The 12142-nt window shown below is 47.1% G+C and carries 9 protein-coding genes; 4 read left to right on the top strand and 5 right to left on the bottom strand.

What is annotated here, in order from left to right; translation table 11 throughout:
• Nucleotides 1-70 precede the first annotated feature (70 nt).
• On the top strand, nucleotides 71-592 hold the full coding sequence (locus tag H5715_RS13095) for a disulfide bond formation protein B (protein ID WP_075187268.1): 522 nt from the start codon (nucleotides 71-73) through the stop codon (nucleotides 590-592).
• Between the two features lie 213 nt (nucleotides 593-805).
• Nucleotides 806-1441, top strand: a complete 636-nt coding sequence (gene trhA / locus H5715_RS13090; protein WP_075187269.1) for a PAQR family membrane homeostasis protein TrhA — start codon at nucleotides 806-808, stop codon at nucleotides 1439-1441.
• 94 nt (nucleotides 1442-1535) lie between these two features.
• Here the strand turns inward: trhA and H5715_RS13085 are convergent, their stop codons facing one another.
• A complete protein-coding gene (locus tag H5715_RS13085) occupies nucleotides 1536-2924 on the bottom strand; it encodes a DUF1501 domain-containing protein (RefSeq protein ID WP_075187270.1) in 1389 nt (462 codons plus the stop codon).
• A gap of 10 nt (nucleotides 2925-2934) precedes the next feature.
• Nucleotides 2935-4806: a DUF1800 domain-containing protein gene (locus H5715_RS13080; RefSeq protein ID WP_246434538.1), complete on the bottom strand. Its 1872-nt coding sequence runs from the start codon at nucleotides 4804-4806 to the stop codon at nucleotides 2935-2937.
• A 171-nt stretch (nucleotides 4807-4977) separates the two neighbouring features.
• Between H5715_RS13080 and H5715_RS13075 the strand changes: the two genes are divergently transcribed.
• Nucleotides 4978-6099 (top strand): glycoside hydrolase family 5 protein, encoded by a 1122-nt coding sequence (locus H5715_RS13075; RefSeq protein WP_139309880.1) that lies wholly within the window; start codon nucleotides 4978-4980, stop codon nucleotides 6097-6099.
• A gap of 50 nt (nucleotides 6100-6149) precedes the next feature.
• Here H5715_RS13075 and H5715_RS13070 read toward each other — a convergent pair whose 3' ends face one another.
• The 3 genes from H5715_RS13070 to H5715_RS13060 all read right to left on the bottom strand — a co-directional run bounded on the left by H5715_RS13070 (nucleotide 6150) and on the right by H5715_RS13060 (nucleotide 11033).
• Nucleotides 6150-8498: a carbohydrate binding family 9 domain-containing protein gene (locus H5715_RS13070; RefSeq protein ID WP_075187272.1), complete on the bottom strand. Its 2349-nt coding sequence runs from the start codon at nucleotides 8496-8498 to the stop codon at nucleotides 6150-6152.
• A 218-nt stretch (nucleotides 8499-8716) separates the two neighbouring features.
• Nucleotides 8717-9622 carry a diguanylate cyclase gene (locus tag H5715_RS13065; RefSeq protein WP_139309881.1) on the bottom strand — a complete coding sequence of 302 codons (906 nt, stop codon included), beginning with the start codon at nucleotides 9620-9622 and terminating at the stop codon, nucleotides 8717-8719.
• A 538-nt stretch (nucleotides 9623-10160) separates the two neighbouring features.
• Complete coding sequence (locus H5715_RS13060; RefSeq protein WP_246434536.1) at nucleotides 10161-11033, bottom strand: DMT family transporter; 873 nt, start codon at nucleotides 11031-11033, stop codon at nucleotides 10161-10163.
• Between the two features lie 325 nt (nucleotides 11034-11358).
• Between H5715_RS13060 and H5715_RS13055 the strand changes: the two genes are divergently transcribed.
• The gene (locus H5715_RS13055) at nucleotides 11359-12114 is read left to right on the top strand and encodes a fumarate reductase cytochrome b subunit (protein ID WP_075187273.1); all 756 of its coding nucleotides are present in this window, start codon (nucleotides 11359-11361) and stop codon (nucleotides 12112-12114) included.
• Nucleotides 12115-12142 lie beyond the last annotated feature (28 nt).

Here is a 12142-nt window from a genome sequence, read left to right as displayed (position 1 = left end):
GGGGGTTGCGTAACACCACGCCCCAGCTTATGAATATTCACGCATTTTAAATACAAGAACAATCCGAAACATGGAAAAACAATTCAGCTTTATCTGGACTCTGGGTGAGAAATGGCAGGCTTGGTTGGCTGTTATCGTGATTTGTTTTGGGCTGGAAGCAGGGGCTGTTTTTTTTCAAGAAGTACTAATGTACTACCCTTGCGAGCTGTGTATTTATACCCGCGTATGGATGACCTTTATGGTGTTGTTTGCCTTTATCGGGCTTGCGGTACGTAAACGGCTCTGGCCAATGCGTGTAATTATCATCATAGAAACGGGCCTTACCGTTGGTTTGATGGCGGTTGTATGGGCATTGCTGGCGATTGAATACGGGTGGGAGAAAAATGGTGCTTGTAGTTTAGTCGCTAACTTTCCTACCTGGGCGCGTTTGGATGAGTGGTTGCCTACCTTGTTTATGGTACAGGACTCTTGTGGAAAAACACCGTTGGTCATTTTTAACTTATCCATGGCCGATGGTTTGGCGATAACCTCAACGTGTTTCTTAATCACCTTTCTTTGTGCGCTCTACGGGAGTTTTAGAGTACGAAAATAGTGCCTGTGGTGGCTATTTTCAAAATGGCCACCTAGCGGTTGTAAAAAGTCGCTGTCTCCACATTCACGCTGCGACGGCTCTCTGTTAAGCGGCTCTAAATGTTTCCCTATCGCCTGCCGGTACCACTAATCGACAGGACTCATAATATTCCTGAAACTTAATATAGCTTAGAATACCGTTAATACCCACTAACGCGTTGTATAGGGGATCTCCATGGCTGCTCAATACAGCTACCGCGAAGAGCTAACTCATAGTGGCACACATGGTTTGGGTGTGCTGCTTAGTATTGCCGGCATGACGCTGATCCTAATTCGAGCTTCTCAGAATAACGATGCTTGGCAGGTCCTTAGTGGCCTGATTTATGGCTGTAGTCTTATTGCCCTGTATCTGAGCTCCACGATCTACCATGCCCTGCCACAGGGAAAGCGCAAAGTTCTGTTGCGCCGGGTGGATCACGCCATTATTTATGTGATGATCGCGGGTAGCTACACCCCGATTACCTTAACCAGTTTAAGGGATGATTACGGATGGCTTGTGTTTTCCAGTGTTTGGTTGTTGGCTGTTGCTGGCCTTTATCTGGAGCTGGTGGCGAAAAAGTCCTACCGCAAGGTTGCTATAGCTCTGTATCTCGGAATGGGCTGGCTCATTCTGCTGGCGATTAAACCGCTGTCAGCGAATTTTCCTTCAAATGGCATTACACTGCTGGTCGCTGGAGGGCTTTTTTATAGCTTCGGCGTTTTGTTTTATCTTCGAAAATCTATGCCCTATCATCATCTTATCTGGCATTTATTTGTGATGGCGGGTAGCGTTTTACATTATTTGGCTTACCTGTTTTATATTTACCCTTAGCAGGCAGTTAAAAATTATCTGCTATTCGCTATAAACTTCGCTTATTTTGCTGGCGGTCTCGCCTACGTTGTTTAAACAAGCTGTTAGCCATCGGTTAAGTTGTAAAGCCTAAATCTGTGATATCAAAATTCCCCAAATTAGGAAATACCTCCCCGTAACGGCTGGCTGGCAAACCAAACCAGCCTGCCAGAGTCGCGGCATATTGATCCATGCTTGTCGTGGGAATAATACGTCCCTCACCCATATCGTCGCTGCTGCCAATGGCGAGATCCGGCATGGTGCCGTAGATATCACCGCCAGCGATAGAGTTGCCCAGTATAAATTGATGGCTGCCCCAGCCGTGGTCGGTGCCATCGCCGTTACTGGTTAGCGTTCGTCCGAAATCGGATGTGGTGAAAGTAGTGACTTTGTCGGCGATGCCCAGTTCGACGGTTGTCTCGTAGAAGGCTTTTAGCGCATTATTCACTTGCGCCATTAACAAGTTGTGGCGACGATTTTGGTCGCCGTGGGTGTCGAAGTCACCTACACCAATAAAAAAAGTCTGGCGGGATACCTTGAGTGTTTGGCGAACGGCCATTAAATTTGCCGTCATTTTTAAACCCGTAGCGAGACGATTATCTTCCGGGTATTGAGTGTTGATGGTTTGGATAGTTTCCAATGCACTGCCAACTTCATCTGATAAATCCCAGGCCTTGGTTAGCTGTTGCGAGTAAGCGTTAGCTAGAATGTGGGATTGTGGTTGCGCCAAAATATTCTCGAAAACGCGTACTCTGGCAAGCTCCCAGGCTTCGGTATCTGGGTCGGCTTTACGATTTAAATTTTTGATATTTTCCAGCCCTTCGGGATTAACAGAATATGGGATAACGTTGGCGCCTGACTGCCAGAGGTTGCTGCCGCTCATGGATATATTCATGGATAAGCGTGTATTGGTGTTCAAGCTACCGAGGACATCTGCCGCACGGCCTGCCCAGCCGTTGCGTTTGGTTGTGGACTGCAGGCTTTGTAAGAAATTTTGTTGGTCGTTGTGAGAAAATAGTTGCGGTGGAAGTGTCGCTGTTTTTGCTTGATAGGCCGCTTTGGTGGTGGGTTCTACCAATGCACCTACATTGCCGAGAATAGCGAGTTTTTGCTGGCTGTAGAGTTCTGCGATATCCGTAAGTGCCGGGTGTAGGCCATAATCGGCCCCATTTTGCTGGTTGGAGCTGATGGGAATAAGGTCGCTATTCGAAACGGCGAGCCCTTGCCGTGTTGCAGAATAATCGGCATAGGCGCTTGTACTGCGCGGTACAACCATATTAAACGCGTCGTTGCCACCGTATAAAAATACGCACACTAGGGCTTTATAATCATCCTGCGGTTGTGTTTCAGCGTGGGCCAGTTGCAGTTGAGTCATGGTGGCAAGTGCACTGCTACTACCCAGTGCGAGTGTTGAGCAGCGGCTGAGAAAATCTCGGCGAGACAAGGGTGTACGGGGCTTATTCATTTTTGCCTCCTTAGCGCTGTACAGCGAATTCCGGTGATGCCACGGTAAGAAAAATCGCATCGTATATTTTCATTTCGGCGGAAGTGTAGGGCGCGAAATCGTTTAGGAATGTGAGCAGGGTGTGGTATAGATTTTCCGACATCTGACCGGCCATCAACAATAAATTAATGCGGTTGAGTAGCGCGCGGGTATCGCTCGCTATAGCTTTTTCTTCTGCCAGATACAGTTGTGAAGGATACATATCCCAGTTGTGGCCGACTTTTTCAGATTTAGGCCAGCTGCCTTCGGTGTCGCGCCAGTAAAGATTATCTCCAAGATGGCTGGTTGCCGATACCAGTAGGCTCTCGGTCATGATCTGAAATTCAGGGGATAGTAAATTGTTATCTTTAATTGCTCCTGGCTGCTGGTAATCGGGCCGATAAAAATTAAAAACGGAGAACGCACCGTAGGGCCGTTGACCGAGCTTCTGGTCGGTAGCGCGTTGCCGCAAACGGTTCTGCGAGATTTCGCCGCTGGCCTCTTCCACGGGAGCGCCTTGCGCCTTAAAGGCTCGCCAAATAGCTGCAAGCTTTAGTAGCGGCTCACGCAATTTTCCGAAGCTTGTCGGATTCTGCATGTGGCCGTTGGTGGCTTCGTCATCTAGCAGAATGGCTTTTATGACCGCTTTCATATCGCCTTTTACGCCACTGCCATTGTTATTAAAGACTGTTGCCACGCGTTCAACATATTCCGGTGCCGGGTTGCTGGTGACCAAATGTTGAATAAGCTGTTTACTTATAAAGGGAGCAATGTTGTTGTGAGCAAAAAGGATATCCAGTGCGTTGTCGATATCTGCCTGCGGTGTTTGAGAGGCGGGTATCGTTTTATTGTTAAAGAGAATTTTTTCTTTATTATCGTGATACTGGCTAAAGGGTTTCATCGCTAAGGTTTCACTATCGCCACTATTAACCCACTCCCACCATTGTGTGATGGTAGCGTGATTCCAGCCGGTAAACACACGCGCCAGGGCTTTAATGTCCTCCTGGCTATAGGTTGGAATTAAATGGCTATTGGCATTCAGTTTAGGCGTACCGTCTATATTTAGTTCGACCAAGCCGATGCTGAATAGCTGCATGATTTCCCGCGCGTAATTTTCGTCTGGGCGAATATTGCGTTGCTCGTCGGCCTTTTCGTTGCGAATCATGCTCAGGTATTCGCCCATCATCGGGTTAAGCGTAATCGCTTCTAATAGATCGCGGTAATGACCAAAGGCGTGTTCTGCGAGGATATCGTGATAGTTTGCGATTCCGCGGGAATCGTTATAAAGCACGTCGGATACGTTGGATATAACCAATATCTGGCTGATGGCGTAAGCGACTTTCTGCCGTAGCTGATCCTCGCCCCAGATGGTCGACTCCCACCAGATATCGCTGCGCTGTATATCGCGAAGCCAGCCTTCGTCGTCGTTCTCAGCTGCGGGCGCTGGGTCAAACCCTATTTCAGCTAAGCGAGCGTCCAGAAGCGCTAAATGTTTGGTTTGCGGTTTGGCAAACTGTTCTTCGATCCATTGCTCTCGGGTTTTCGCCATAGCCGCGTAAATGCTTTTTGCAGTTGGGCCAAAGGTGGCCTGCGTCAGAAAGCGTGCGCTTGCCACTGCCGAGCTATAGTCGTTACTCTCAGGTGAGGGGAGTGCGGGATCGGAAGCTCTGTCTGGAGCCAGTGGCGCAGGCGTTGGTTCGGGTGTCGGTTCCCGGGTGACTGGAGGCTCTGCAGTGGGGGATAATGTTGGCGCTGGTCCTGCAGTATCATTGCCCCCGGTGGGGGCTGAGCTTCCCCCGCCGCAGCCAGTAAGCGTGAAGATGATAATAGTGAGTAACACCTGTTTTAGTTGAATGGATATCAAGTGCTATTCCCCAAAAAATGATGGTAGTCAAATTTTGAGCATAACATGGGTCTTTACTGTTGACTTGAGGTCCACAGTTAATAATCGTAAACCGTCGGTGTGTTACCTTGGGGACCGCTAAATTAGTATAAAAACAACGCCGAAGTTTGGTTTTTGAAATAAGGGGTGAGTATGGAAACCCAAGTGATTAAACATGTTTTGTTGGTGTGTGTGTTTTTATGGGGTACGGCATCTTACGGTGCATTTGCCGAGGATCAATCGTTTGCGTTTCTTAAAACTCAAGGCGTACATATTATTGATAGTGGAGGAGAGCCGGTATTTTTGCGCGGTATTTCTTTCGGGAACCGTGTTTGGAGTGACGAACGAATTCCTCGTTTGCACCACGGTAAAGAAGACTACCAGCGGGTGAGAGACTTAGGAATGAATTTGGTGCGGTTTTATCTAAATTATCGCACTCTCGAGGCAGACGATAACCCCTACCATTATTTGGATGATGGCTGGGGCTGGATCGACACCAATATCGAATGGGCTAGGCAGCACGGTGTCTATTTGATATTGAATATGCATGTTCCTCAAGGCGGTTTTCAGTCCCATGGCACGGGGTGGGATCTGTGGCGGAAGCCGGAGTTACAAGATCGATTGATTGCTATGTGGAAGGCGATCGCCGAGCGCTATAAAAACGAGTCTGTAATTCTTGGCTATGACTTGGTTAATGAGCCAGGTGTGCCGAAATCTAAAGATGAGTGGAAGCTTCTTGCACAGAGATTGGTTGATAGTATTCGCAAGGTCGATACGAACCACCCTATTATTGTGGAAAGAGTTAATTCCATTAACAAAAAATGGATTAATGATAAGGATATGAATTTTTTCCGGCTAAAAGGGGATAATATTATTTATACCTTCCATACCTACGATCCGTATTATTATACCCATCAGGGGATCCCGTGGGATTCTGCGATGAAAAATTGCGATGGTGGTTCTTGGCCAGATAAGAGGAAAAAATATACGCGACAATTTCTTGCGTACAGTATTGATCAGTTTCTCGCTTGGGGCCAGAGGAACAATGTTCCCCTATATCTTGGAGAATGGGGCTTGTACAAGGGGAATTACGCAGAGAGTAAAGGCGGGCTTAATTATATCGTGGACATGCTGTCGGTAATTGAAGAGCGAAAGTTAACTAATACGTTTCACACGTATCATGAGGAAAGCTTTGGTCTGTACCTCGGAGATGGAGAGCTTGATCCGAAAAATTATAACAAATCATTGAAGGATATTTTTGAAAATAATTTTTAGGTATATAGGGAAACGCCAATTCTTATTCAGGATAGCGTTTCCCTTATCATTTAACTCTGCCAAGCGTAACTGATTTTAGCAAAGACTGACTGGTAATCTTTTTCCATTCCATCGAGAAGATCATCCTGAAAACCGCTGTCTGAATAACCGAGGAAAAACAGGCTCTGTGAGTTGATCTTGTAGGAGTAAACAAGCTGTGAGGAATACAGGCGCTCTACCGATTCTACATTGTTATCCTCGTCCAAATCGAAATTTGCTCGATAGAGTTCTGCTCTACGGGATATGTCAGTGTACTGGACGACCAGCTTGAGCTGACTGCGAATACTGAACTGATAGTTAAAGCGCATATCGGTTTGGTTAGCATTAAATAGATTCCCTTTGTCGAAAGCGACAAGGGCTCCGTTCATCATGTAGTCACTGGCATCGACAGCGAGAGTGCTGTAGTTGTGGGCGACTCTGAATTTTATATGTTCGCCCAAACGCATATCTACGGCCGCGCGGATAAAAACAGAGCTTCCGGGCTGCCCGTTATCGTAATCAATTTGGTCGGCGAGCTTGGAATTTAGCTCCAGCTTTATTGCCGGAAGTGGATTGAAACGAGTATACAAATTGATAAATCGCTCATCAAAATATTCGCCGCTATTGAAGTCGTTATCGTAATACTTTTCTCGGCCGTTCACGCTAAGTTCTGAGTGTGACTGCATTGCGCCGTCTAAGCCCGCTACTAACTTGAGTTCATTCTCAATACGTTTTCCCTGTTGGTCGACGACGTAATCCCAATCAAAATAGTAATACTGATTGGTAATAATATCGCCTTCGTTGCCGTGATATTTACGCATTCCTCCAAGCGAGAGCTCTTTGAAGTCGCTCTTGGTATGGAAGCCCATATCGGCTCTAAAATCTTCGCCCACATCGTAATAATCGGCGCTAATTCGATAATTATATGTATCTCTAAAATAGCGCAGTGCGAAGGCGCGATCGCTCTGAGTCGGGGCGAGGTTGAATTCGTTTTGAATTGGCTCGGGGTTGAGTGTGTCAGAGTAAGCAAATTGGTAACGTAATGAGTCGATTTCGCTGAGCCATGTGCTGCCATCAACGCTTGCTAGCGAGTTTCGGTAGCCATCACCCTGGCGCTGGGTTATCAGGCCACCAATATTGCCGCGATCTGCCACATCCATGCGGTAGCGTGCAATGGCTACTTCACTGCCGATGGGTGTTTCATCGTCGGGGTCCAGAGGGTCTTCCAGTGTTAGTTCCCCGACGTCGGAGCTTTGGTTACCCGGAATAACAAAACTGGTGGACTGATCGTTTGCCAATAGAAGACCGTAGCTATGGTTGCCGTTTTTCCCTGTTAATTTTAGTCCGGCATCCGACTCGGCAATGTTTCGGGTGTGGACAAAATTGAAATTATTGGTTTTGAAATAATCGGCCCCATCGAGAAAGAAGGCGCGTCGCTCAGGCAGGTAAAGAGAGTAGGTATTGTTTACACTGAGCTGCGCTGAATCGGCATCAACCTGTGAGAAATCCGGGTTTAGCATGACATTTAAAACGGAGTTCGGGGTCATGCCCCAGCGTATATCCAGTCCGGCATCCGTGTTCTTCTCGATATCCCAATCGCCGGGTAGATCCTCTCGCGACTGCGTTTTTCCCGCTGTTAAGGTGGGTGTTAGCTGAAAGTTCTTCCCGGGTTTTACCGAGGCGAAGCCCTGCATTTTATCGAACTGACAAATATTACATTTGGTGTTCGGGTCGCGCTTGGTGCTGGATATCCAGTGGGCGACCTCCCGAGGGTAGGCGCGGAAAAAAGAAAAAGCCCATACGCGCTGCTGGTTGCCGTCGCCGTTGACAGGAGGAAAGCGCAGGGCCTTGAACGGAATACTGATCTCTGCCGACCAGCCGGTTTCAGTTACTTTCGCGGCACTATACCAGATACCATTCCAGGAGTTGTCGCCGCGCCAGCCATCGCTATCATCCATACGGCCATCGTGCTGCACCCCCTTGGGGTTTACGTAAAACTCGTAAGCACTGCGTTCATCGTTAAAGGTGTCCAGTATAATTCCCAGCCAGTCATCTCCCCACATATCGTCTCTGTCCGACAGGTGTGCAAGTATTTTTTCGGGGTTGGGGTCGCTGGCCTCCAGAGCAATATGGAGGTTGGAGCCGTCCTCGTATATAAATGCAACAGTTTTCACCGGAGCGGGGGTGCCTTGGCTAGGTTTGTAGCTGTGGCTCAGTTCAAATCGGGCGGCGTTTTGCCACAGAGCTTCGTCGATAATGCCGTCCAACACTGGGGCGGCGTTTTGGTGTTTTAAGGCAATAGTCTGTTTGGCATAACTAAAAGGGGAACACAGGATAAGCGAACAGCATAGAGCCGCTGCTATTAAACCATTGTGAAACATTTTGTAATCTGCTCCAGTTATCTCTAGGGGCGTGTCGGTCTTGTAGATTCTTAGGGAACATCAGAGTAAGGCCAGAGCATATCTGGGCTTGATTAGAGGTTACTTCGGAATAAGCAGGGTGTACCTATGCAGGTTGATGAAGGGTAGCGTTGTATTTTATATAATCAAGGTGAATGTTAGGTTGGTTTAATCCAGATCAGTAGTATGGAAGATCGGTCTTATTTCTTACCTTGGGGGGTGAACCATAAGTTTTTGTTGGAAAGTACCGCAGTGTTTTTAAATAGGGCGTTGGGGATGGAAAATATTCTCCGTTTTCCCAAATTTGATTTTTCTATGGCATCACCGAAATGACGGTAAAAAATCTGATCAAATTCTCCTAGGGCTATCGCTCGCTTTAGGCCGTTCTCAAGCGCAATAGCAAGATCTTTTTCGTCGGGTGAGACAAAAAAATAATAGGCCGCGGGGTATCTGAGAGCAAGCTCTGTTTCCGCGCTTGCACCGTAATGATGGGCGTTCTCAATTTCATTCCATATTTCGAGCACTGAGCGAGGGTAGTACTGGCACCGAGATTTATTCAGGGTTTCAAAAATACCTAAGCCAGCAATGTTGGTGATCACTTTATAACCGCCCGCCTCTAATATATCGACGTCGGGCCAGTCGTGCCCAAGGCATGCGTGAACATTTTTTAGTTTTGAGTTGACAGTAATTGAACTAAAAAATGGTTGGTTTTCTGGCTTAATAAAAAATAGCCTCCAGCCAATTAACCCTTTATAAATTGGAATTCGTACGGGTAATAAATCATTTTCGTGATCAGCCGATGTCATTAGCCAGTGGAGATTGTAGCGGCCCTGTTCTAAATACAAATGGCTTCTACTTTCGGGAATCGAACGTACCTCCTGAGCATTCAATTTGTATGTTCGGCCCGAGTGCTTGAGTCCGAGTATAAGAATTTCTCTGACATAACGCCCATTGTCCAGACGGTTGTTGCTTACACCGATATCTTCCGGGTAAGAGATGTTTAATGTTTTCGTTGGATTTTGTTCTTGTGAAAGAACAAATGGGGACGCTAGAGCAATGCTGATTGCAGCGAGCCTAACGAGCAGTGGAGTGAGGCAAAAATTCATATAGTCAACTGCGCCGGTCATGAATATTTGGGTGTACTGAAGTATAGGTCATGGATTCATGTTGTCTTTACAAAAGCTTTTTACCTCAGCGGCGCTTGAGAATTTACAGGCTTTCGGCCACATGGGGTCTCGTTTCTTCAAGCGAGTTAGTGGGGTGGTGAGGTGTTTTATAGCGAAAGCGGTCGCTTTCCTCTCTCAATATTTCTAATTGAAATAACTGGCGGGTGGTTTTTTAATGTTTGAACAAAATGGTTTGAGTGATTGTTCAGAATTTAGAACGCTTAAGTAGAGTGATTGTTGGTGATGTAGAATAATGCTGTGTTTTCAAGGTGCGTTGAGATGAAAGAAATTTTATGTGGGTGATTTAAGTCGGTGTTTGTTGTTGAATATTTTTTTCTTTTGTCTCTAACCTCCTGTTTCCGATAGCTCTGGAGGTGGAGGTGGTGGTGACCTTGTTTTAAATGGCGTTATCACGAATAATGCTTGCCGTTTCTTGGGAGTAAAGTGATCCTCATTTATTTGGCGTAAAAAATAATAGTTAACGCTTTAAGGATTCGTAGGTAGCTACACTGATAACAACCAGTCCACCAAGAATAATTTCCGTACTGGGAGTTTCCGCCAATACCAGCCAGGCAAGTGCAGATGCCAGAACGGGTTGGAGGCAACTGATAAGCGCAACAGATTTTGCTGCGAGATTTTTCAGGCTCAGGCTTAAAAGTGTGTGTGCCCCGGCGGTACAGATAAGTCCCAGCAACGCTAGCAATAGCCAGTTGTGGGAGTTCAGGTTGGCGACTCTGGACCAGTCGGTAAATACACTTAGCATTAACGCGGTTGCAATAACCTGGTGTAGCATGAGGCCACTGCTGGGAATATGGTGTAGCCAGTATTTTTGGCTAGTATTGCGCAGAGAAAATAAAAATGCGGAACAGGCGCCCCAGAAGACACCTTCTCGAATATTGCCGAGGCCGGTGTCCTGGCCAGAAACCATAATTGCCACGCCGGTGAGCACTAACAGTGCTGCGGCCAGATCTGGCCATTTAGGTTTGCGGTGTTGAAACAATGGTTCGATTAAGACGGTTATTACCGGGTAGCTGAACAGGGCAATAATGCCGACAGCAACAGATGAGACTTGCATTGCCTTAAAAAAAGTCACCCAGTGCAGCCCGAGCAATATCCCCAGCCCGTATACCGTTATAGCTGTCCGTCGGCAAGGTAGCCTCAGTGGTGTGCCGCGTAGTAGTAGCAGTGCCAATAGTGCTGCGGCGGCGATAACGCTTCTAAGGTGGGTGATGGAGGTGGAGTCTAGATCGATTGAGCGAGCGAAGAGGCCGTTAACGCTTAATAAGAGAAGGGATAAATATAAAGGAAGTAAGCCGGGTGAAATAGCTGGTTTTGTGTTCAAATTTCGCAAAATAGTGGATCCGGCGGCATTAGTGTGTGGTTATCGCGGACGTTTATTGTAGCCTGCTTCCAATTTTTTACTGGTGTTGTTTTTTAGTGCTACATTTCAAAGGTGTTGAGTGACATTTTGCTATCCTCCAAAACCGGGACTGCTGGACGACATTCATCCATTTGATGTAAAGCATAATGCATGTCATATGAAAGTGATGTAATACGCTCGGATTAAAACTTGGGAATTTCTGGGTTTGCTCAGGCACCATCAGGGCTACAGAGATCGTCGGTTGTATTCAGATATTCCCTAACCCCAACTTACTCAATTAAGGAGGTAAATGCGGATGTCTTCAGCTGTAGAACGCGCTGTTAAACCTAATCGCTGGCCCGCCATTATGGATATGGTTCAAGGCGGAACGGGTTTGTTTCTGGTGCTCTTCATGTGGACCCATATGTTTATGGTGTCCAGTATCCTTTTGGGTAAGGATGCCATGTTCTGGGTGGCTCGAATGTTTGAAGGAGAGCCCATTTTAGGTAAGCCTTACCCTGTTTTGGTAAGTGCCTTTGCCGTATTTATCCTTGGTTTGATTATTGTGCATGCGTTCTTGGCGCTGCGCCGCTTCCCTAGCAGCGCTAGTCAGTATCGCACCATCCACACACATATTGGCAATCTAAAGCATAGTGATACTACCATGTGGTATGTGCAGGTAATCACTGGATTTGCGTTGTTCTTTATGGCGTCTGTTCACCTCTATCAACTTATTTCCCACCCTGCGGATATCGGTCCCTACGCGTCTTCTGATCGTGTATGGAGTGGCATGATGTGGCCGTTGTACCTGGCTCTGCTGTTTGTTGTTGAGTTACACGCAGGCATCGGTATCTATCGTTTGGTCGTCAAGTGGGGCTTATTCCTGGGGGGTAATCCCAAGCGTAACCGTCATCGTTTACATGTGATCAAATGGTTGTTGACGGTGTTCTTCCTCGTCTTAGGTCTCGCAACCTTGGCAGCTTATATGAAGATAGGTGCCGAGCATGCCGACCAGGCTGGTGAGCGTTACGTGCCATCCTTCCAACAAGACACTGCGCCGAGCGCGCACTAGTGTCTAACCCGATCCGAATATTTGAAAT

This window comes from Teredinibacter haidensis (assembly GCF_014211975.1).
Classification (GTDB): Bacteria; Pseudomonadota; Gammaproteobacteria; order Pseudomonadales; family Cellvibrionaceae; genus Teredinibacter; species Teredinibacter haidensis.
Note: the sequence above shows the minus strand (reverse complement) of the source record. Positions and strands in the feature narration are given on the sequence as shown.

Bases quoted from the DNA above. Each gene is read 5' to 3' on its own strand.
- trhA (WP_075187269.1), top strand. From the start codon at position 806: ATGGCTGCTCAATACAGCTACCGCGAAGAGCTAACTCATAGTGGCACA.
- H5715_RS13055 (WP_075187273.1), top strand. From the start codon at position 11,359: ATGTCTTCAGCTGTAGAACGCGCTGTTAAACCTAATCGCTGGCCCGCC.
- H5715_RS13075 (WP_139309880.1), top strand. From the start codon at position 4,978: ATGGAAACCCAAGTGATTAAACATGTTTTGTTGGTGTGTGTGTTTTTA.
- H5715_RS13095 (WP_075187268.1), top strand. From the start codon at position 71: ATGGAAAAACAATTCAGCTTTATCTGGACTCTGGGTGAGAAATGGCAG.
- H5715_RS13070 (WP_075187272.1), bottom strand. From the start codon at position 8,498: ATGTTTCACAATGGTTTAATAGCAGCGGCTCTATGCTGTTCGCTTATC.
- H5715_RS13065 (WP_139309881.1), bottom strand. From the start codon at position 9,622: ATGAATTTTTGCCTCACTCCACTGCTCGTTAGGCTCGCTGCAATCAGC.
- H5715_RS13085 (WP_075187270.1), bottom strand. From the start codon at position 2,924: ATGAATAAGCCCCGTACACCCTTGTCTCGCCGAGATTTTCTCAGCCGC.